At 63.6% G+C, this 20,516-nt stretch carries 18 protein-coding genes and 1 pseudogene; 6 read left to right on the top strand and 13 right to left on the bottom strand.

The features are described from left to right. Together BMF89_RS11720 and BMF89_RS11715 are read right to left on the bottom strand one after the other, a co-directional pair. Positions 1-248 (bottom strand): annotated as a pseudogene (locus tag BMF89_RS11720) (hypothetical protein); the annotation flags it as partial. Positions 249-287: 39 nt separating this feature from the next. After that, entirely contained in the window at positions 288-743 is a 456-nt protein-coding gene (locus tag BMF89_RS11715) for an Lrp/AsnC family transcriptional regulator (protein ID WP_078107280.1), read from the bottom strand. A 103-nt stretch (positions 744-846) separates the two neighbouring features. Here BMF89_RS11715 and BMF89_RS11710 point away from each other — a divergent pair, with 103 nt between their 5' ends. Continuing rightward, complete coding sequence (locus BMF89_RS11710) at positions 847-1,482, top strand: LysE family translocator (protein WP_078107279.1); 636 nt, start codon at positions 847-849, stop codon at positions 1,480-1,482. A gap of 13 nt (positions 1,483-1,495) precedes the next feature. Here the strand turns inward: BMF89_RS11710 and BMF89_RS11705 are convergent, their stop codons facing one another. Further along, positions 1,496-2,494, bottom strand: coding sequence for a hypothetical protein (locus BMF89_RS11705; RefSeq protein WP_253190796.1), 999 nt, complete (start codon positions 2,492-2,494; stop codon positions 1,496-1,498). Between the two features lie 198 nt (positions 2,495-2,692). Here BMF89_RS11705 and BMF89_RS11700 point away from each other — a divergent pair, with 198 nt between their 5' ends. Beyond that, complete coding sequence (locus tag BMF89_RS11700) at positions 2,693-3,163, top strand: DUF4383 domain-containing protein (protein WP_078107278.1); 471 nt, start codon at positions 2,693-2,695, stop codon at positions 3,161-3,163. Between the two features lie 99 nt (positions 3,164-3,262). Here BMF89_RS11700 and BMF89_RS11695 read toward each other — a convergent pair whose 3' ends face one another. The 5 genes from BMF89_RS11695 to BMF89_RS11675 form a co-directional block, all read right to left on the bottom strand. Next, the gene (locus BMF89_RS11695) at positions 3,263-3,937 is read right to left on the bottom strand and encodes a response regulator transcription factor (protein ID WP_253190795.1); all 675 of its coding nucleotides are present in this window, start codon (positions 3,935-3,937) and stop codon (positions 3,263-3,265) included. Next, positions 3,930-5,309, bottom strand: coding sequence for a histidine kinase (locus BMF89_RS11690; protein WP_139359633.1), 1,380 nt, complete (start codon positions 5,307-5,309; stop codon positions 3,930-3,932). Before BMF89_RS11690 ends, BMF89_RS11695 begins: the two co-directional genes overlap by 8 nt. Positions 5,310-5,638: 329 nt before the next feature. Next, positions 5,639-6,832 (bottom strand): NADP-dependent malic enzyme, encoded by a 1,194-nt coding sequence (locus BMF89_RS11685; protein ID WP_078107276.1) that lies wholly within the window; start codon positions 6,830-6,832, stop codon positions 5,639-5,641. A gap of 239 nt (positions 6,833-7,071) precedes the next feature. Then, positions 7,072-7,674 carry a TetR/AcrR family transcriptional regulator gene (locus BMF89_RS11680; RefSeq protein ID WP_078107275.1) on the bottom strand — a complete coding sequence of 201 codons (603 nt, stop codon included), beginning with the start codon at positions 7,672-7,674 and terminating at the stop codon, positions 7,072-7,074. Between the two features lie 122 nt (positions 7,675-7,796). After that, complete coding sequence (locus tag BMF89_RS11675; protein WP_078107274.1) at positions 7,797-9,134, bottom strand: MFS transporter; 1,338 nt, start codon at positions 9,132-9,134, stop codon at positions 7,797-7,799. Positions 9,135-9,233: 99 nt separating this feature from the next. Here BMF89_RS11675 and rraA point away from each other — a divergent pair, with 99 nt between their 5' ends. From rraA to BMF89_RS11660, 3 genes are all read left to right on the top strand, one after another. Further along, positions 9,234-9,716, top strand: coding sequence for a ribonuclease E activity regulator RraA (rraA, locus tag BMF89_RS11670; RefSeq protein WP_078107273.1), 483 nt, complete (start codon positions 9,234-9,236; stop codon positions 9,714-9,716). A 107-nt stretch (positions 9,717-9,823) separates the two neighbouring features. After that, complete coding sequence (locus BMF89_RS11665) at positions 9,824-11,476, top strand: MDR family MFS transporter (RefSeq protein WP_078107272.1); 1,653 nt, start codon at positions 9,824-9,826, stop codon at positions 11,474-11,476. A 259-nt stretch (positions 11,477-11,735) separates the two neighbouring features. Then, positions 11,736-13,199 carry a sugar porter family MFS transporter gene (locus BMF89_RS11660; protein WP_078107271.1) on the top strand — a complete coding sequence of 488 codons (1,464 nt, stop codon included), beginning with the start codon at positions 11,736-11,738 and terminating at the stop codon, positions 13,197-13,199. A gap of 83 nt (positions 13,200-13,282) precedes the next feature. Here the strand turns inward: BMF89_RS11660 and BMF89_RS11655 are convergent, their stop codons facing one another. The 3 genes from BMF89_RS11655 to BMF89_RS11645 all read right to left on the bottom strand — a co-directional run bounded on the left by BMF89_RS11655 (position 13,283) and on the right by BMF89_RS11645 (position 15,572). Further along, positions 13,283-14,509, bottom strand: coding sequence for an MFS transporter (locus BMF89_RS11655; RefSeq protein ID WP_078107270.1), 1,227 nt, complete (start codon positions 14,507-14,509; stop codon positions 13,283-13,285). A gap of 42 nt (positions 14,510-14,551) precedes the next feature. After that, on the bottom strand, positions 14,552-14,998 hold the full coding sequence (locus tag BMF89_RS11650) for a MarR family transcriptional regulator (protein ID WP_078107269.1): 447 nt from the start codon (positions 14,996-14,998) through the stop codon (positions 14,552-14,554). A 70-nt stretch (positions 14,999-15,068) separates the two neighbouring features. After that, positions 15,069-15,572: a GNAT family N-acetyltransferase gene (locus BMF89_RS11645; protein ID WP_078107268.1), complete on the bottom strand. Its 504-nt coding sequence runs from the start codon at positions 15,570-15,572 to the stop codon at positions 15,069-15,071. Between the two features lie 158 nt (positions 15,573-15,730). Here BMF89_RS11645 and BMF89_RS11640 point away from each other — a divergent pair, with 158 nt between their 5' ends. Then, entirely contained in the window at positions 15,731-17,203 is a 1,473-nt protein-coding gene (locus BMF89_RS11640) for an amino acid permease (RefSeq protein ID WP_078107267.1), read from the top strand. A gap of 182 nt (positions 17,204-17,385) precedes the next feature. Here the strand turns inward: BMF89_RS11640 and BMF89_RS11635 are convergent, their stop codons facing one another. Then, positions 17,386-18,534, bottom strand: coding sequence for a mannitol-1-phosphate 5-dehydrogenase (locus tag BMF89_RS11635; protein ID WP_078107266.1), 1,149 nt, complete (start codon positions 18,532-18,534; stop codon positions 17,386-17,388). Continuing rightward, positions 18,534-20,489: a PTS mannitol transporter subunit IICBA gene (locus BMF89_RS11630; protein WP_078107265.1), complete on the bottom strand. Its 1,956-nt coding sequence runs from the start codon at positions 20,487-20,489 to the stop codon at positions 18,534-18,536. Before BMF89_RS11630 ends, BMF89_RS11635 begins: the two co-directional genes overlap by 1 nt. Positions 20,490-20,516: the final 27 nt, after the last annotated feature.

Here is a 20,516-nt window from a genome sequence, read left to right as displayed (position 1 = left end):
GCGACAGCCTCCTGGAAACCCGGGCCTCCGACGTCGTCGGCCGCTTTCTCCGCCAGCGACCTCAGCGCCGCCACGGCCCCGTCCAACACGGCCTGCCGGCCGCCCCGGCCGCCCGGGCCGCCCGGGCCGGGAGGATCCACCAACGCCAGCCCGCCCGGGACTCCGGAAAGATGCGGAAGACGGGAATGACGGGACAGCCCGCGGGACGCAAGGCCCCGCCGCTTGTCGAAGTATCCGATCGCTTCCATGGAAGCACTCTGCCAGGAGGCTACGACATTTAACCGAACTCAGACCGGCGGTCCCGCGTTCGACTTCAAGTTCTTCATCACCAACGTCGAATTGAGGCGCTCGACGGCGGGAAGTGCCGAGAGCTGGTCGTCGTAGAAGCGCTGGTAGGCCGGAAGATCGGCTGCGATCACGCGCAGGAGGTAATCCGGCGAGCCGAAGAGCCGCTGGGCTTCGACGATGTTCGGAATGGCCGCCACACGGTCTTCGAACTCCGACATCGTGGCGCGGTCAGCCTGACGCAGGGTCACGAAGACTATCGCTTCGAAACCCAAGCCAATCGCACCCGGATCGATGTCTGCCCTGTACCCCCGGATCACGCCCGACGCCTCAAGATCCCGCAGCCTGCGATGGCACGGCGCCACCGTCAATCCCACCTTGGCGGCGAGCGCGGTGGCAGTCATTCGGCCATCCTCTTTGAGGTGGCGCAAAATAGTTCTATCTATTCCATCAATCACGCAAATATCTTACCTAGATACCGGCAAGTCTGGCTAAAGATGGGAACACTTATGGGCCGATTTTCCATAAAGTTCATGGTGTAACCACCAGCCAGGAGCCACCATGAATCCGCACCTTTTCCTCGCCTTCGTCATTGTCGCCGTCACCCTGGCGTGCACCCCTGGCGTCGATTGGGCGTATTCGATTGCCGCAGGCCTGCGGCAGCGCAGCTTCCTCCCCGCCGTGGCCGGCCTGTGTAGCGGCTACGTGCTACACACGGCCCTCCTGGTGGCCGGACTCGCGGCCCTCCTGACGGGGGTTCCGGGGCTTCTTGGCTGGCTGACGATCGCGGGCGCAGCCTATTTGCTCTGGCTCGGCGTGAGCACCGTGCGCTCGTGGCGCGGCGCAAGCTTCAGTGCGGATGACGCCGTCGGGCAGTCGCGAAACCAGTTGCGCACCTTCCTGCAAGGCATGGGCACAAGCGGCATCAACCCCAAAGGGCTGCTGTTCTTCCTCGCGCTGGTGCCGCAATTCGTGAGCCCCGAGACGCCCTTGCCGGTGGCGGTGCAGTCAGGCGTGCTGGGCCTCACGTTCGTGTTGTTGGCGGGAGCCATTTACACAGCAGTGGCGCTGACTTCACGAAAGCTGCTTCAGTCCCGGCCTTCCGCCGCACGCGTGGTGACGCTGAGCAGCGGCATCATCATGATGGGGCTCGGGGCTGTTCTGTTGGGCGAACAGCTACTTCCGCTGCTCGGGTGACGCGGGGCCGGCCTTAGTCGTCCGGTTCGCCGAAGTCCTTGTTCCACATTCGGCGCACCTCGATGTCCCTGCGGATCCCATCGACGGCGTCCAGTTCGGCCCCTTCCGGCTTGCCTTGTTTCCGACGCACAACCACCCTTGGAACGGGAAGCCGCGGGTTGGGCCGCCGCCTGGCCTCAAGCCTCGACAAGGCCCGGTCCGTGAGCGCGTCATTGCGCAAGGCGAGGCTTGTCTTCTTCCTCCGGAGCACCTCCACGAGAGCAGCCTGCGCCTCCTCCCGCTCCCCCAATACCCTGAGCGACTGCGCACGTATCAGCAGCAGCGCCGCCGAGAGGTCGTCCGTGTTGCGGAGCCCCTCAGTCCAGGCAACGACGTCGGCGTGCCGGTCGAGCGCCGCCGCTGCGGTGCAGCGGGCCAAAGCAGAGGGCAACGACGGCGGCAAGCTGGCCAGGATGTCCAGGGCCTCTGCCGTCTGGCCCGTCTCCCGGAAGCAATGCGAGAGCGCAAGGAACACGGATTCCTCGCTGAACAGGACCGGAACGTCAATCCGTTCCGCTACCTCGATCCGCGTGACCACCCTGCGGAGGTAGCTTGAGGAGAACTGGCTGGCGGCGTCGTCGATCCGTATGGACAAGCCCCGCTGCAGAAGCTCGGACGCCCGGAGATATCCGCCGTGTTGGTACACAAGCAGTCCGGCCATCACATAGCAGAGGCCAGCCCAGCCGGGGTAGCTGCGCGCCAGGGTGAGGAGGCGGTCCGGTTCCGTGCTGGTGAAGACCGCGTCGTACACCGATTTGGCGGTCTTGCCGGCCAGCCGTTTGAGCCTCGGAACATCCCCGGCCACGTCGATCCGGCCTGCGGCCTTTCCTTTCAGGACGCCCCAAATCGCTCCGCTCAAGCCCTCAGCCAATCCACCTACGGATGTGCGGACATGTCCGTTCCGGAACGGCGTGATGTCCCTGGTGTCGCCGAAAATCGCTCCGCGGACTCCGGGAGCCGATGGCTCACTCACGGTTGCCCTGCCATCGCAGGATAAAGCGTCGCAGAATTGGGCATCACAGAACCATGCTAGCTGCGCTTGTCCCGACCTTTGCCCTCTATTTCCGGGGTTTTCGGGAGTAAGATATCCACGTCGGCAGGGTTCCGACTCCTTGCCGCGATGCGGCCCTCCATTTGAAGGGCCGGATTAGTATCGTGATCGGGAGGAGCTATGACTACTGCTTCACACCCCGCGCAGCACCACGCAATGGGGCTGACGCTCCACAACACAGCACTCGGTTTGGGCTGGGTTTTCCTGGCTGTTGGCGTCCTGGGATTTATCCCGGGCATCACCAGCAATTACGGCGCCATGACCTTCGCAGGACATGACTCGGGCGCCATGCTTCTTGGAGTTTTCCAAGTATCCATCCTGCATAACATTGTCCACCTGCTATTCGGCGCGGCAGGCCTGTACTTCGCGAGGACTGGAAGGATGGCGCGTGGTTACCTCATCGGTGGCGGCGCAATCTACCTCGTCCTGTGGATCTACGGCCTCATCACTTTGTCGAACATGAGCGCTGACTTCGTGCCCATGAACGCCGCGGACGACTGGCTGCACCTGGTTCTCGGTGTTGTCATGGTTGCCCTTGGCGTGTGGCTTGGACGCGATGTAAGAGAGGAGTCGAAGGGCCGCGCCATGTAGCGCACCCTGACTCTGCAGCACTCTGCAGTTGCACGACGGCGACCGTTCCTTCCGGGCGGCCGCCGCCTTTGCACCCGGGGCCTGACCGTTCCCACGTGCCTACCCGAGGAGCCTGCGTTCGTAGGCGAACGCCACGAGCTGAAGCCTGGTGCGCAGCCCGAGCTTGCTGAGGACACTGCGCAGGTGGGATTTCACGGTGGCCTCGGAGACAAACAGGCTCTGCGCCATCTCGGCGTTCCCCAAGCCTTTGGCCGCCAGCAGGAACACATCCCGCTCGCGTGGAGACAGCTCGTCCATCACGGTGAGGTCCGGGCCGGCGACCGGCACTGTCCTCGCTGCGTGCTGGAAGAGCTCGTGAACCGAACCAGGCGCGATCACCGAGTAGCCCGAATAGACGGTCCGGATAGCGGCCAACAGGAATTCCGGCTCGGCGCTCTTGAGCAGGTAGCCGCTCGCACCCGCCTGCACTGCGTCAACCACGGCTTGGTCCCTGTTGAACGTGGTCAGCGCGATGATCTTTGGCTTGTCCACGCCGGCAGCATCGGCCTCCCCCGTGATGCGCCGCGTGGCCTCGACTCCGTCCAGCACGGGCATCCGAAGGTCCATCAGCATGACGTCCGGCCGCTGCTTGGCCGCGAGGGCTACGGCTTGCTCGCCGTCGTCGGCCTCCCAAGCCATGTCCATGTCCGATTGGCTCTGCACCAGCATGCGGATACCGGAACGGAATAGTGGTTGGTCGTCCACCAAGGCAACCGTGATGGGTATTTCAGCCACGTCCGACGCTTTCCCACTCAGGGCCCGACGACGGCGACGCACCCTCGAGGGCCAGCGCCGGCTCCTGCTCCGGCCCCTTGGCGGACGAGACATCTTCGTCCGCTTCATTTTCCGGAAGGAGCGCCGCCGGCCGCGAGCCATAAGGAATGAAGACCGTCACACGGAACTGCTCGCCGTCGGGCCCGGAACTGAGCCAGCCGCCGGCGAGGTGCGCACGCTCGCGCATTCCGGGGATCCCGCGCCCCACACGTTCGGCAGCATCGCCGTCGTCCGTCCCCCCAACCGAAACGGACGCCGGCAATTCCGAAGCGACGTGCATGGTCAGCCCCGGGCCGCTCCAGTCAAAATGAAGGCGCACTGCTGTGCCGCGTCCGCCGTGCTTGAGGGCGTTCGTGAGGCATTCCTGCACAATCCGGAATACTGCGAGTTGCTGGCCCGCGCCAAGGTCCACGGGAATTCCGGTTTCGCTCTGCTGGACCTTGAGGCTCCCCTGACGCATCCGCTCCACGAGAGGCCCGACGTCGGTGAGCCGGGGCTGCGGGGCCACCAGACCGTCGTCGCGCACTCCCTCAATGACCCGTTGGGCGTCCACAAGGGCATGGCGGGCGGATACCGCGATGTTCTCCAAGGCGTCGAGCACGGCCTTGGGCTGGTCCTGGCTGAGATAGCGGGTGCCGTCAGCTTGCGCGGCGATCACTGCGAGCGAGTGCGCCAAGACGTCGTGGAGGTCCCGGGCGATCCGCGTGCGCTCCTGCTCCACGACCAGCTCGACCTCGGTCTCCTTGAGGTTCGCCTGGACGAGGTTCCGGGCTTTGAAGAGACTTCCGCGTTCTTCGTAAAGGCGCAATGCGATCCCGACGGCCGCACAGCCGGCGGCGATCAGGATCAGGGTGGAGAAGAGCTGCGCGCCGTAGTAACTCAGGGCGCCCCGGTCTCCCGAATACAGTGGCCTGAACCAACCAACGCCCTGCCCGTAGCGCCACGACAACATCAAAAAGGTTATGACGGCTGTGAACACGAGGTTGGCTACTCCTGCGATCGACCGCTGCCTGCGGGATCCGGTCCACAGAATGAACGCCAACGCAATGTACGAACCGATGTAGATTGCCCAATGATTGGGCCAAGGCGCACGGATGAAATGGATCAATTGACCGAGCAAAAGTATGGCGGTCAGCCCGAGTGACACATAGGGTTTCCACACCGCTGTAGCTATAGCCAAGGTCATCAGAACGAGCATCCAGGTGCCGGGCCAATAGTTCAGCCCCGGCCACGGCCCCATCCTCCCCGCCTCGCCCACGCACCACAGCGTGAAGAAAATGACGGCCGCCGCGGGGGCGCCCCAATGCCGTGCAACCTTCAGTGTCTGTTCCATGTCAGCCACCCTATCCACGGCCAAGGACACGGGAGCGCCGATTCTGCCCTCCAGCGTCCGATCTCCACCCGGAAGCCAGCGGATTCATCCTCGGAGCCAACGCGAGAGGTGAGCGAGCGTTTGTTCAAACGGCCCCAAAGGTGAGCGAGCGTTCGTCGGAACCAACCCTCGCTCACTTATCCCGCCAAAATCCCCAACGCTCGCTCACATATCCCACCAAAATCCCCAACGCTCGCTCACATATCCCGCACTTCGGAACAAAAAACGACGGCGACGCTTCCCAGCACGGAAGCGTCGCCGTCGTCGGCTCTTCGGGTATTGCGCGCGCGCTATTCAGCCGCCGCGGCAACCGCCGCCGTGACCGCAGGAGCGACGCGGGGGTCCAGCGGGCTGGGCACGATGTAATCGGCGGAGAGTTCTTCCTCGGCCAGGGCGGCGATCGCGCGGGCCGCGGCGATCTTCATGGCCGGGGTGATCCGACGTGCCCCGGCGTCCAAGGCTCCGCGGAAAATTCCGGGGAAGGCCAGGACGTTGTTGATCTGGTTCGGGAAGTCGCTGCGGCCAGTGGCCACGACGGCCGCGTACTTGACGGCGACCTCCGGCAGGACTTCGGGGTCCGGGTTGGACAGCGCGAACACGATCGAATCCTGGTTCATGAGCTTCAAGTGTTCCTCGGCCAGCTTGGACGAGGAAACGCCGATGAACACGTCGGCGCCCTGAAGAGCCTCTGCGGGTCCACCGGAAAGGCCGCGGGGGTTGGTCCGCCGGGCGAAGCGGGCCTTGACGCTGCCCGAGTCGGCCACGAGGTCCGCGCGCTCCGCGTTGATCACGCCCTTGGAATCCAGAAGGACGACGTCCTTGACGCCAGCGGTCAGCAGGATCTCGGAGACGGCGATGCCCGCGGCGCCCGCACCGGACACCACAACTTTCAGTCCCTCAAGTTCGCGGCCGGTCACCTTTGCGGCATTCGTCAATGCTGCGAGAACCACGACGGCGGTGCCGTGCTGGTCATCGTGCATGACGGGGCAGTCGAGGGCTTCGATGAGGCGCTCTTCGAGTTCGAAGCAGCGGGGCGCGGAGATGTCTTCGAGGTTGACGGCGCCGAAGCTGGGACGCAGGCGGACCAGGGTCTCGATGATTTCGTCCACGTTGGTGGTGTTGAGGACCAAGGGGATGGAGTCGAGATCGCCGAAGGCCTTGAACAGCGCCGATTTCCCTTCCATGACCGGGAGGGAGGCGCTTGGCCCGATGTCGCCCAGGCCCAGGACGGCGGTGCCGTCGCTAACGACCACCACGAGGCGCTCGGCCCATGTGTGCGTCCGTGCAAGCTCAGGGTTGGCGTGGATCGCGCGGCTCACCTCGGCGACGCCGGGGGTGTACGCAATGGAAAGATCCCGCTTGTTCAAGAGCGGCACGGTGCTGGAAACGGAGAGCTTGCCGCCTTCGTGGGCGGCGAAGATTTCCTCTTCGCTCAGCGCCAGGGCAGTCAGATTCTGTTCAGGGGTGATGGTCTCGACGGACACGTCGTTGTCTCCTCAGGCTAGCCGTGAACCCACGGCACAATTCGGGCAGGTATAGAGGCTTCGGTGCCGGACCAAGGGTGGCTGGTCCGTGCTGTGAAGCTCCTGCGGATATGGGCTGCTAGCCGCTTGGCTCCTGTCTTCGTAGACAGGGGCTTGATAGGAAGACTAGATACATCCAGCCATAAACTCATACTTTTGGTCGTAGTGGTCTAGACCAATTACGTGGGTTCCTCGAAAAACTACGCGTCCGCGATCAGCTTGCAGGCGTTCTTGAGGTCCTTCTCCGCGTCGAAAAGTGAGATCCGGCGGCAGTTGACGGACTGGACCAGACCACTGACGACGTGGAGCAGAATCCGGGCCCTCCCAGCGTCACCGATCGCAGCAGCCACCATCTCGGCGGAGAGCGCTTCGATATCCCGCAAGAGCACGGGGATGTCACCATCGCGGGTATCCCACGTGCGGGACAAGCAATGTTCGACGGCGGGCTGCATGACCCGCATGTGGAAAATCTCCATCCCGAGACCCGCGAGTTCCTGCTGGCTGCACCTCGAAGACGCCGGCTTGGAGTCGTTGAGTTCCCGCAGCTGCTGCCGGTAGACCGCAAGCATCAGGTGAACCGTGGACGGAAAGTATCGGTAGAGCGTCCCAAGCGGAACGTGGGCCCTGGTGGATACGTCAGAAAGGCTCACAGTATCGAACTGGCGCTGGGCGAATCCCGCAGCAGTCTTCAGTATCCGGGCGTAGCGCAATAGCTGTCTCGGCGTGGTGGGAGCAGCCGCCATTTGGGGCAACCCCGCGGCCAGATCCAGCGAATACGGTTCCAAGGAGTTCGGTTCGGACATTTCCGGCGTTCTGTTGGTTTGGGCTTCGTTCGGGGGGATTGCGCGGCCCCCCATAGACCGAGCGCGTCCTGACAATGATACGGCAGCAAGTTGTCAGTTCCCTGAGAACCGATTCCCGGAGGCTACGCCACGCCCTTGATCTTCACAACGAATACGGCACCCAGCAGACCGACGACAGCTGCGGCCACGTACAGCGAAACGTAGCCACCCCAGAACACAACGAAAACGGAGGCAATTGCCGGCGCAATCACTTGCGGCAAAGAGTTGGCCACGTTGATGACCCCAAGGTCCCTGCCCCGGTCCAACGCCGCAGGCAGCACTTGGGTAATGAGGGCGAAGTCGACCGCCAGATACGCACCGAAGCCCACGCCAAGCACCACGGCACCCGCAATGGCCCCTGCCCACGTGGGTTCGAACGCGAGGATCAACGCAGCTATCGAGATGACGACGGAGGAAGCAATGACCAACGGTTTGCGTTTGCCCATGCGGTCGCTGATGGCACCGCCCACCACGCTGGTGACGATCACCATGAGGGCATACAGGCCTGTCAGGATGAGGACGCCGAACTCCGGCTTGATCCCCTGCATTTCCTCGATATGCACGGCATCCTTGAGGAAGAAGAGCAGGTACAAGGTGACCATGTGGTTGCCGACATTGACCAGGAACCTCGTCAACCAGGCCCACGCGAAGTCCGGGTATTTGACAGGTGAGATCCAAAAGCCCTTGACGAATGTCCACAGTTTGAACGGTGGCCTGGCCTCGGGAGCGAGAGGTACGTCGCCATTCTTGAAAAGATAGAGCACGACCCCGGCCAGCAGCGCGGCAGCGCACACGATGTAACCGAGGGCAAAGTTCCCGGAAACCACGGAAGCAATGACCGCCCCCGCGAGAATGCCCACGGTCTGCCCCATAGCCGCGAGCCCGCCGACCGCGCCGCGCTGGGGAACTGGTACTCGATCCGGAATAGCAGCTGTGATAGCCGCATAGGCTCCGTTACACCCGGCCTGGACAAGGCACCACAGAATGGTCATGACCGCCACATTGGGAGCGCCCGCCAGGGCCACCAAGGCTGCGGTGCCGAGGATGGCACCGAAGAGTACCCACGGAACGCGTCGCCCAAGGCGGGACGTAGTGCGATCGCTGAACGCTCCGAAAAGGGGATTCGCAACCATCGATACCGCGGCGCCGCATCCCGTGACAAGCGCAAGGATGGCTTCCTTCTGTCCTTCGTCAAAATGGATTGCCTGCTGTCCGAGCAACACCTGGATGGGCCCGAAGAAAGCGGCGTTGATGCCCACATTGACGAGCACCACTCCGGTGACCCACAGGGATCGGACGCGCTCCACGGGCTCGGCGAGCGCCGTCGTCGGGCCTGCCTGCAACCCCGTCGGAACAGTTACGAGGGCAGGATCCGTCGCCGGTCCCTCAGGCAGTGAACCGGGCAGATCGGACGGGCTCATGACGATTCTCCCCTGGCGTCTGGACGTGTGAATTCAGCCTAGCGCCAAGGCACGTCCGCGCACGTTAGGGTAACTCCAACGGACCGAGGAGGATCAACGATGAACAGCCCAGCGAACCCCATCAACACCGCCGATTTATACGACGAGCGTGCCGAGGATGTTGAGTCGATATCACTGCAGTTCCAGGACCTCGGCGGCGTCTCGCACTTCAACGGCCCCGTCCGCACCATCAAGTGCTTTGAGGACAATGCCTTGGTGAAGGCGGTTCTGGCGACCCCCGGCGAAGGCGCCGTGCTGGTGGTGGACGGCTACGGCTCGCTGCGCACGGCTCTCATGGGGGACATGATCGCCGAGAGCGCCGTCGCGAACGGCTGGTCCGGCGTCGTGATCAATGGCGCCATCCGCGATCGCGTGGCGATCGCGAAGCTGCCGTTGGGCGTCAAGGCCCTCGGGAGCAACCCCAAGAAGAGCTCCAAAGTGGGCCGCGGCGAAGTGGACATCGCGCTGCTGATTGATGGAGTGCACATCGAACCCGGCAACCTGATCTACTGCGATCCCGACGGGATTCTCGTGGAACGGTGACATATTTCTCTCCAATCGGGTAAGACAGGGAATAGAGGAGCCATTAGGATAGTTACTGAAAGCAACTATCCTGCTTAGTCCCCTTTTCATCCACCCTTGGAGAAGCAATGTCCAAAGCCACGCCTGTGCGGGCCGCCGGAGAGGTCCTGACACACCGTCAGACGCTCACCGTCATGGTGGGCCTCATGCTCGGCATGTTCCTGTCCTCCCTGGACCAGACCATCGTGTCCACGTCCATTTACACCATCGCCAACGACCTCGACGGCCTGTCCCTGCAGGCGTGGGCGACTACCGCCTACCTCATCACATCCACGGTAACCACCCCGCTGTACGGCAAGCTCAGCGACATCTTCGGCCGCCGTCCGCTCTACCTGGCCGCGATCCTGATCTTCCTCGCGGGCTCCCTGTACGCCGGTTCCGTGCACTCCATGACCGAGCTGGCCATCGCCCGCGGCATCCAGGGCATGGGCGCCGGTGGTCTGCTCGCCCTCGCGCTGACCATCATCGGCGACATCGTTGCCCTGAAGGATCGCGCCAAGTACCAGGGCTACTTCATGTCCGTCTTCGGCGTTTCCTCGGTCCTCGGGCCCGTGGTCGGCGGTGCTTTCGCAGGCTCCGCCAACATCCTTGGCTTCGACGGCTGGCGCTGGGTCTTCTTCATCAACCTGCCCATCGGCCTGGCCGCACTGGCCGTGGTGTTCTTCTACCTGCACCTTCCCGCGAAGCACGTCAAGCAGAAGATCGACTACTGGGGCGCAGGAGCCATCACGCTGGCCATCGTCCCGCTGCTGCTCGTGGCCGAACAAGGCCGCAGCTGGGGCTGGACCTCCGGCAACTCGTGGATCTGCTACGGGCTTGGCGTCATCGGCATCATCGCGTTCCTGCTGGTTGAGCGTCGTGCCGGGGACTACGCGCTGATCCCCCTGCGGCTCTTCAGGAACATCACGTTCGGCTTGTCTTCCCTGCTGAACTTCATCATTGGTATCGGCATGTTCGGGGCCATCGCGATGCTCCCGATGTACCTCCAGCTGGTCAAGGTCCTCACTCCCACCGAGGCCGGCCTCATGATGATCACCTTCACGGTGGGCATCCTCTTCGGTTCCATTACAGCGGGCCGTACCATCTCGTCGTCGGGCGTTTTCCGGATCTTCCCGATCCTCGGCACGGGCATCCTGACCGCGGCTGCCATCGTCATGGGACTGTCCCTCGGCGTGGACACCGGACTCTGGGTCCCCGGCCTGATCGCCGTCTTCTTCGGCATGGGCCTGGGCTTCTGCATGCAGCCGCTCACCTTGGCCATGCAGGTCTCCGTGCCGTCGAAGGACATGGGCGTGGGCACGTCTACCGCGGCGTTCTTCCGTTCCATGGGCGGTGCCGTGGGAACCGCCGTGTTCATCTCGATGCTCTTCAGCCTGGCCGCCGACAAGATCGCCTCGGGCATGAAGGACGCCATGGGCAGCGCCGATTACCTCAAGGTGCTCAAGGATCCCGCGGTTGCTGCGGATCCGGCCAACGCGAAGCTGTACGACTTCTTCAAGAACGGCGCCACGAACGATTCGCTGAACGACACCAGCTGGCTGCACCATGCCAACCCGGCGCTCACGCGCCCCATCCTTGAAGGCTTCGCACAGTCGATCGACACCGTGATGCTGACCGCCGCGGCCCTCACCGGCCTGGCGTTCCTCATCACGTTCGCTTTGCCGAACAAGAAGCTGACGGATCCGAAGACGGCTGCGAAAGAGTCCGTTTCGGCCCACTAGGCTCTCCTTATCGCGTCACGGCAGGCAGTCTTTTGGACTGCCTGCCGTTGTCGTTTCCGGTGTTCGCGCAGGCAAGCGTCCGACGGCGGCGCAAAAGTCTGCGTCGCGTGACACCTCCTGCGTGGCCGGCCGCGTTGACTGGAAGTCACGCTGGGAGCGTGCCACACTGTGTAGCGCGAGTGCACCGGCGTCCCCGTCGGACTCAGCTGCCGATGACGACCGCGCCGCACAATCCACTAATTTTCCTCAAGGGAGAGCCATGCCCAATTCCAGCTCCGACAGCCGCTCCGGCGTCCCACGCAAGGTAATCGGCCTGGCCGTTGCCGGGGCGGTAGGCGGTTTCCTCTTCGGCTTCGATTCCTCCGTCGTCAATGGGGCCGTCGATGCGATGAAGGCCGAATTCATGCTGAGCGAGGCCGTCACTGGCCTCGCTGTGGCGGTCGCGTTGCTCGGCTGTGCAGCAGGGGCCTATCTCGCGGGCAAGGTGGCCGACCGCTACGGCCGCATCCCCGCCATGAAGCTGGGCGCCGCTCTCTTCCTGGTCAGTTCCATCGGGACGGGCTTGGCTTTCGGCATCTGGGACTTGGTCTTCTGGCGCTTGGTGGGCGGCCTCGGCATCGGCCTCGCCTCCGTGATCGCGCCGGCCTACATCTCTGAAATCTCGCCGCGCCGGGTCCGTGGCCGGCTCGCATCGTTGCAGCAGCTGGCGATCACCACCGGTATTTTCGCGGCCCTGCTGTCCGACGCCGTCCTGGCAACCTCTGCGGGAAGCGCCCACCATGCGTTGTGGCTCGGCATTGAGGCGTGGCGCTGGATGTTCATCGCCTGCGCCGTGCCCGCCGCGGTATACGGCGTGATCGCCTTCCGGCTGCCTGAGTCCCCGCGCTTCCTGGTCCTCAACGGCAAGGAAGACACCGCACGCAAAGTCTTCGACACCCTGATGCCCGGCGACGACACCGAACGCCACATCCGCGAGATCCGCGACTCGATCAAGGAGGACGAGCTCTCCACCAAGAAGGGCTCGCTGCGTGGAAAGGCCTTCGGCCTGCAACCCGTGGTGTGGATCGGCATCATCCTGTCCGTGCTGCAGCAATTCGTCGGCATCAACGTGATCTTCTACTACTCCACCACCCTGTGGAAAGCAGTCGGCTTCCACGAGCAGGACTCCCTGACCATCTCGGTGGCAACGTCTGTCACCAACATCCTGGTGACCCTCGTGGCCATCGCACTCGTGGACCGCATCGGCCGGCGGCCCATCCTGCTCGCGGGCTCGATCGGGATGGCCGTGTCCCTTGGTGCCATGGCGTTGGCCTTCTCTTCCGCCACCGGGTCGGGATCCTCGGTGTCCTTGACCGGAGCCTGGGGTCCGGTTGCCCTGGTGGCAGCCAACGTGTTCGTGGTGAGCTTCGGAGCTTCGTGGGGACCGTTGGTGTGGGTGCTCCTGGGAGAGATCTTCCCCTCACGCATCCGTGCCCGCGCGCTGGGCCTGGCCGCTGCAGCCCAGTGGATCGCCAACTTCGCGGTCACTTTGAGCTTCCCCGTCATGGCGGCCGGTTCGCTGCCGCTGACTTACGGCATGTACGCACTGTTCGCCGCGGCGTCGTTCTTCTTTGTCATGTTCAAGGTGCCCGAAACCAACGGCATGTCCCTCGAGCAGGCCGACACCTTGTTCGTCCCGAAGGGCTCCAAGCCCGCGGAGTTCGCGGTCACGGAACCCAAGTAGCCTCCCCCACCCAAGTGACTCGCAGTTGTTGTCGTTATGAAGCTTCATAACGACAACAACTGCGAGCTAGTTGGGCCCTCTTATTACACGAGGTGCGGTTCGTGCGACTTCAGGTATCGGCGGCCACTTGCGGCTACGAGGATCGCGAACCCGAGGGCGAGGGCGGCAGCGAAGAACGGGACCTGGGGACCGAAGTGCTCGCCCAGCTGCGCAGCGACAAACGGAGCCAGCGCGCCGCCCATCCAGCGCACAAAGTTGTACCCGGCCGAGGCCACGGGACGCGGCGAATCGGAGACCTCCATGGCCAGTTCGGTGTACAGCGTGTTGTTGATGCCCAGCAGGGCGCCCGCCACAATGACGAGCACGACGACGGCAGTCACCGAGTGCCCCGCGGCCAGTCCCAGCCCTACGAGGTCCAGCAAAAGCGCCCCGAGTGTGCCGACCAGGACGTTGGTGGTGCCGAAGCGACGCTGCAGCAGGGGTGCAACGAAGACAGAGAACACGGCTACGGCTACGCCCCAACCGAAGAACACGGCACCGATACCGTAGGCGTCCATTCCCAGGATGAAGGGCGTGAAGGCAAGGATCGTGAAGAAGCCGTAGTTGTAGAACAGGGCACTGGCCGCAGTGGTGCGAAGGCCCTTGTGGCCCAGGGCGAGGAGCGGGTCACGCAAACGGGCCTTCGTGGCCGGCGTCGGCGTCTTGGGCAGCAGGGCCAGCAAGGCGATGAAGGAGACGGCCATGAGGACCGCGGTGCCGAAGAACGGTGCGCGCCACTGCCAGCCGCCGAGCAGCGCGCCGAGCAACGGGCCGAGGGAAATGCCTAGGCCAAGGGCGGCTTCGTAAAGAATAATCGCGGTGCCGGTTCCACCGCTTGCGACGCCGACAATCACGGCGAGCGCCGTGGCCACGAAGAGAGCGTTGCCAAGTCCCCAACCAGCGCGGAATCCGACCAGCTCACCCACGCTTCCGGACAAGCCGGACAGCGAGGCGAAAACGACAATCAGGGCCAGGCCGATCATGAGCGTCTTTTTGCCGCCGATCCGCGATGAGACGAAACCGGTCACGAGCATCGCGACCGCGGTCACCAGGAAGTAGCTCGTGAAGAGCAACGACACCTGGCTGGGGCTGGCCTGAAGGTTCTTGGCGATGGCCGGCAGGATCGGGTCCACCAGGCCGATACCCATGAAGGCGAAGACGGCGGCAATCGCCGTGGCCCAGACAGCTTTGGGTTGCTTGAGGAACGAAGCCTTCTCGGCCTCGAGGGTTTCTTCCGCTGGCTGCAGTTGCTCTGCGAGCTGGCCTTTCATGGACTGCTCTCCTAGTTCTTGGGCTTCTTCAGTTGGGTTTGTTCAGTACTGGACTGAGTGGTTGATCTTGTCGAACACCGGAAGGGCGGCTTCCACGGCGTGGCGTTCCGCTTCGCTCAGAGTTCCGAGGATCCCGGCGATGAATTCGTTGCGGCGGCGGTCTGCATTCTCGACGGCGGCACGTCCCGCCGCGGTCGCGGCGACGCGGACGGCACGGGAGTCGTCCGGATCCGCTTCGCGTTTGACGAGGCCCGCGCGCTCAAGCTTGATGATCTGCTCGGTGGCGCTGGGGACCTTGACCCCCAGGTTCCGGGCGATCCCTCCGACGCGGGCACCGCCGTCGAGCGCCATCTTGAGGACGCCAAGCTGGGCGGAGCTGAGCTGCTCCTCGGAATCGAGGCGGCGCATCACATAGACGCTCTGCCGCAAGGCTTCCCGGAATGATTGGGCGAGGGCGAGGAGCGCGTCGTCAGATTGATTGTCGTTCATACTTAGGTATCCTAAGAGTTAGGTTACCTAAATATCAAGGGTAGGTACTTTTGCTTTGCGCCCTCCGGCACTACAGCGCGAGCTTCATTCCCTCGTGACTGGCCACGAACCCAAGCCGCTCATAGAAGCGATGGGCATCCGTCCGGGACTTATCACTGGTGAGCTGGACCAGGGTACAGCCGCGGTTCCGCGCCTCTTCGATGGCCCACTGCATCATGGCCGCCCCGACGCCATGGTCCCGCAACTCTGCGGCGACGCGCACGGCCTCGATCTGGCAGCGCAATGAGCCCTTCCGAGCCAAGCCCGGGATGAAACTCAGCTGGAAAGTTGCCACGCAAGCGCCATTCAAATGGCCGACCACCAACAGTTGGGCCGGATCCTCGTTGATCTGCTGAAACGCCTGCAGATAGGGTCCGACGTCGTCGGCATTTTCACGGGAGCTACCCAACTGATCCGCGGCGAGCAATCTGAGAATGGCGGGCAGGTCCTCCCAGTGTGCCCGGCGGAGCGTGAAGACGCCTTCGTCCAGAACCATGCTCAACAGCGGCTTCACGCCTGGATTTGTGTGACTCATAGCACCAGCCTGACACAAGCTGGAAGATTCGTTTTACGCGCCTCCATGAATTCTGGGTGAAACGATCAATCACAAATTCTTGGATGCTTCGAGTTACTTTGGACTAGCAGATTTGTTAGCCACGTCACCATGCGGCGAATCACTCGAAGGATTCAGATATGTCTCACCAGACAACAACGGGGCACCGCACTGCCTCCAGCAAAGACAGCGAGCCGCATCTGGCGCGCTCACTGAGCAACCGCCACATCCAGTTGCTTGCCATCGGCGGCGCCATCGGCACGGGCCTCTTCATGGGCTCCGGAAAGACCATCTCCGTCGCCGGCCCGTCAGTGATCTTCGTGTACATGATCATCGGCTTCATGCTGTTCTTCGTCATGCGCGCCATGGGCCAGCTCCTGCTGTCCAACCTGAACTATAAGTCCTTCAGCGACTTCGCCGGCGACCTGCTTGGTCCTTGGGCGGGCTTCTTCACCGGCTGGACCTATTGGTTCTGCTGGGTGGTAACCGGAGTGGCCGATGTGATCGCCATCGCGGGCTACGCAAATGAGCTCTGGCCGGGGGTGCCGCTCTGGATCCCGGGCCTCGCGACCATCGCCATCCTGCTCCTCCTGAACCTCCCCACAGTGAAGGCCTTCGGCGAGACTGAGTTCTGGTTCGCACTCATCAAGATCGTTGCCATCGCCGCTTTGATCATCGTGGGTATCGTCATGATCTCCACCGGTTTCACGTCCGACGCCGGAGCCGCTAGCTTGACCAATCTCTGGAGCCACGGCGGCTTCTTCCCCAAGGAATTCATGGGGTTCGTTGCCGGCTTCCAGATCGCGGTCTTCGCGTTCGTCGGCATCGAACTGGTGGGCACCGCCGCGGCCGAGACCAAAAACCCGGAGCACAACCTGCCCCGCGCCATCAACGCCATCCCGGTCCGCGTCATGCTGTTCTATGTCGGCGCGCTCATCATCCTGATGTCCGTCATCCCGTGGACCGAGTTCAAGGCCGGCCACAGCCCGTTCATCGCCATGTTCTCCCTGGCCGGACTGGGCATCGCCGCCACCGTGGTGAACCTCGTGGTCCTGACCTCTGCCATGTCCTCGGCCAACTCCGGTATCTACTCGACGTCGCGCATGGTGTTTGGCCTGGCCAACGACGGCGATGCCCCCAAGTTGTTCGGCCGCCTCTCAAGCCGCAAGGTTCCGCAGAACGCCCTGTTCCTGTCCTGCGTACTTCTCCTTGGCGGCGTCGCCCTGCTCTACGCAGGCAAGGACATCGGAGCAGCCTTCGACATGGTCACCACCGTCTCCGCGGTCTGCTTCATGTTCGTATGGTCCATCATCCTGGCGAGCTACCTCGTTTTCCGGAAGCGCCGGCCCCAGCTGCACGAGGCCTCGACCTTCAAGATGCCCGGCGGGATCGTGATGGTGTGGGTGGTCTTCGCCTTCTTCGGCTTCCTGGTCTGGGCCCTGACGACCCAGCCGGACACCCTCACGGCCCTGCTCGTCACGCCCATCTGGTTCGCGATCCTCGCCGTGGCCTACGCCCTGGTCCGGAAGTCGCCGCTGCACCAGGCCCGCGTGGCAGAGTGGAAAGCCATGGCCGAATCCGAGACGACCGCCGTCGACACCGCCGCCCGCTAGGACGCCCGCTCACATATAGCGGCGATCCTTCCGACGCCCGCTCACAAACGAGCCTTTTCGACGCAACGCGCGCTCACATATAACGGCAAAACCCGAAACCCTCCTTCACATCATTCATGTGAAGGAGGGTGAGCGAGCGTCCGGGAAAAGCCCGACACAGGTGAGCGAGCGTCGGGGAAAGCCTAGGCCTCGGCCTTGCGGTCTTCGATCAGCTTCAGCACCTGCGGGAACAACGGGTGCGACGGCGGCAGGTCGGTAATGCGCTCGACCGCCTCGGCGGCGTCCATCTCGGAAAGCATCCGGGAGAGTTCCACGGCTTCGTCGTCGGCGCCGTCGTCGAAACGCAGGGCTGCGGCCATCGCATCGAGGAGGGCAACCGGCGTGACTCCGCGCTCGGCGAGTTCCGCGGCCGGGCCGATGAACCGTTCGTGCCGGCCCAACTTCCGGAGCGGAGCACGGCCCACCCGGTTCACCGTGTCCGGCAAGTACGGGTTGGTGAAGCGGGACAGGATCTTCTGCACGTACGCTTCCTGCTCCGCTTCGACGAACTCATGTTTGGCCACGAGAAGCTGCTTGGTCTCCTCCAATACGGCCCGCACCCGGGCAGCCACGGTGGCGTCGGCCATGGCGTCGGAGATCTTCTCCAAGCCGGCGCTATAGCCGAAGTACGCTGCCGAGGCATGTCCCGTGTTGACCGTGAACAGCTTCCGTTCGATATACGGAGCGAGTTCGTCCACGAAGGTCGCGCCCGGGATCACCGGCGCCTCCCCCGCGAAGGGCGTGCGGTCGATCACCCACTCGTAGAAGGTCTCCACAGTCACGTCCAGGCCTTGGCCCGGCGCCTGGTTGGGGACAATCCTGTCCACCGCCGTGTTCGCAAACACAGCAGCGGAGGAAAGGTCACCGGCGGCACCGTCCCACGCGGCTTCCACTTCGGAGTGCAGGAGGTCCGTGGCGTTGATCGCGTTCTCGCAGGCCATGACCTGGAGCGGAGCCAACGACGGCGAGCGGCCGGCGACGCCCCGCGCGATCACCGGTGCCACGAACTTGAGGATGTGGGGCCCCACCGCAGTGGTGACGAGGTCCGCCGTCGCGATTTCCGCGACGACGGCAGCCTCTTCGGTGCCCGAATTCAGGGCCCGGAAACCGGACACGGTCTTGACGGCGGCGTTCTCGCCGACCTCGTGGACCTCATAGGAGGATGCGGAGGCGAGCTGGCTGATCAAGGCCTCCGCGACATCGGCGAAGACCACCTCATATCCGGCCTCGTGCAGCAGCAAGCCGACGAATCCGCGTCCGATGTTCCCTGCCCCGAAATGGACTGCCTTCACTATGCGTTGACCTTTCCGAACAGATCCAGCACTTCCTGCACCGACGTGGCCTGCTCGAGCTGGGCCACTTGCGCCTTGTCCGTGAAGATCTTGGCGATGGAGGACAGGATGTGGAGGTGCTCGTTGTTGATGCCGGCGACGCCGACGACGAACTTGACCTGCTTGCCGCCCCAGTCGATGCCCTCGGGGTAGCGGACGATCGACACACCGGAGTGCAGGATGTGGTCCTTGGCAGCATTGGTGCCGTGCGGGATGGCCAGGAAACTGCCCATGTACGTGGACACGGATTCCTCGCGCTCGTGCATCGCGTGAATGTAGCCCATGTCCACGGAGCCGCGGTCCAGCAGGAGCTTGCCCGCTTCGTCGATGGCCGAGTCACGGTCCGTCGCGGAACCATTGAGGATCACGCTTTGGGGGAGCAGGACATCCTTGCCCTCGACGGCGGCAGGCTGGGCGGCGTGGGCACCGGCGGCCGGTTCGGCAACCGCCGTCGAATCTTCAGCCCCGGGCTCAGCGTTGCTGCTCTTGACCAGTTCCACGATCTCCTCGTACCGGGGACTGTTCATGAAGTTGTCCACGGAGACGTGCACGGCACTGGAGGTGACCGGCCGGGCGCGTTCTGTCAGGTCCTGGTGCGTGACCACGACGTCATACGTGTCGCTGAGGTTCGCAATGGCCGAATTGGTGACCTTGACGTCCGGGAACCCGGCTGCCCTGATCTTGTTGCGCAGGACCGAGGCCCCCATGGCGCTGGAGCCCATGCCGGCGTCGCACGCGAACACGATGTTCTGGATAGGACGGGTCAGGACGGCGGTACCGCCACCGGCGCCCAGGAGGGCGGAGGAAACGGAACTCTTCTTGCCCTTGAGCTCTTCCATCCTGGACGTTGCCTGGCCCAACGCGTCCACATCGGTGGTCTTGCTGGTCCGCAGGATCACCGAGGCGATCAGGAAAGATACCGTGGCTGCGAGGAGGACGGAGAGCGCCACACCGAAGTAGCTGTCTTTCGCTGTTGCGGCAAAGACCGCGAGGATGCTGCCCGGGGCTGCCGGTGAGCGCAAGCCCGCACCGGTGACCACCAAGGTGAAGATACCGGTCATGCCGCCTGCGATCGTGGCGAGGATCAGGATCGGCTTCATGAGGATGTACGGGAAGTAGATCTCGTGGATGCCGCCGACAAACTGGATAAGCGCAGCGCCAGGAGCAGAAGCGCGTGCCAGGCCCTTGCCGAAGACCATGTACGCGAGCAGGACGCCGACGCCCGGGCCGGGGTTGGCCTCAAGCAGGAACAGGATGGACTTGCCGTTTTGCAGTGCTTGTTCCGTGCCGAGCGGAGTGAGGATGCCGTGGTTGACGGCGTTGTTGAGGAAAAGGACCTTGGCGGGTTCGATGAAGATGCTGGTCAACGGCAGGAGTCCGTTGTGGACCAGGAATTCGACGACGTTGCTCGCACCGTCGCTGAAGGCCTTCACTACCGGACCGATCACCAGCATGCCGAAGATGGCCAGGGCGGCACCGACGATGCCTGCGGAGAAGTTGTCGATCAGCATCTCGAAGCCCGGCTTGACCCGGCCTTCCCATACCTTGTCGAGCTTCTTCATGATCCAGGCCGTGAGCGGGCCCATGAGCATGGCGCCGATGAACATCGGGATATCCGTACCCACAATCACACCCATGGTGGCGACGGCTCCCACCACGCCGCCGCGGATGCCGTGAACGGCCCGGCCGCCCGTGTAGCCAATCAAGAGCGGCAACAGGTACGTGATCATGGGGCCCACGAGTTTGGCCAGGTCCGCATTGGGCAAGAAGCCTGCCGGGATGAACAGGGCCGTGATGATGCCCCATGCAATAAAGGCCCCGATGTTGGGCATGATCATGCCCGATAGGAACGTTCCGAACTTTTGGACACCAACGCGCACGCTGGTGCGCGGCTTCGCAACTGACGCTGTTGCCATTGTGTGAATTCCTAACGTGAGCCCCGC

The organism is Arthrobacter sp. SRS-W-1-2016 (genome assembly GCF_002009585.1).
In the GTDB taxonomy this organism is placed as follows: Bacteria; Actinomycetota; Actinomycetes; order Actinomycetales; family Micrococcaceae; genus Arthrobacter; species Arthrobacter bambusae_A.
The sequence above is the reverse complement of the archived record's forward strand: the minus strand, read 5'-3'. Positions and strand labels throughout refer to the sequence as shown.

Bases quoted from the DNA above. Each gene is read 5' to 3' on its own strand.
- BMF89_RS11710 (WP_078107279.1), top strand. From the start codon at position 847: ATGAATCCGCACCTTTTCCTCGCCTTCGTCATTGTCGCCGTCACCCTG.
- BMF89_RS11700 (WP_078107278.1), top strand. From the start codon at position 2,693: ATGACTACTGCTTCACACCCCGCGCAGCACCACGCAATGGGGCTGACG.
- BMF89_RS11690 (WP_139359633.1), bottom strand. From the start codon at position 5,309: ATGGAACAGACACTGAAGGTTGCACGGCATTGGGGCGCCCCCGCGGCG.
- BMF89_RS11680 (WP_078107275.1), bottom strand. From the start codon at position 7,674: ATGTCCGAACCGAACTCCTTGGAACCGTATTCGCTGGATCTGGCCGCG.
- BMF89_RS11675 (WP_078107274.1), bottom strand. From the start codon at position 9,134: ATGAGCCCGTCCGATCTGCCCGGTTCACTGCCTGAGGGACCGGCGACG.
- rraA (WP_078107273.1), top strand. From the start codon at position 9,234: ATGAACAGCCCAGCGAACCCCATCAACACCGCCGATTTATACGACGAG.
- BMF89_RS11665 (WP_078107272.1), top strand. From the start codon at position 9,824: ATGTCCAAAGCCACGCCTGTGCGGGCCGCCGGAGAGGTCCTGACACAC.
- BMF89_RS11660 (WP_078107271.1), top strand. From the start codon at position 11,736: ATGCCCAATTCCAGCTCCGACAGCCGCTCCGGCGTCCCACGCAAGGTA.
- BMF89_RS11655 (WP_078107270.1), bottom strand. From the start codon at position 14,509: ATGAAAGGCCAGCTCGCAGAGCAACTGCAGCCAGCGGAAGAAACCCTC.
- BMF89_RS11650 (WP_078107269.1), bottom strand. From the start codon at position 14,998: ATGAACGACAATCAATCTGACGACGCGCTCCTCGCCCTCGCCCAATCA.
- BMF89_RS11645 (WP_078107268.1), bottom strand. From the start codon at position 15,572: ATGAGTCACACAAATCCAGGCGTGAAGCCGCTGTTGAGCATGGTTCTG.
- BMF89_RS11640 (WP_078107267.1), top strand. From the start codon at position 15,731: ATGTCTCACCAGACAACAACGGGGCACCGCACTGCCTCCAGCAAAGAC.
- BMF89_RS11630 (WP_078107265.1), bottom strand. From the start codon at position 20,489: ATGGCAACAGCGTCAGTTGCGAAGCCGCGCACCAGCGTGCGCGTTGGT.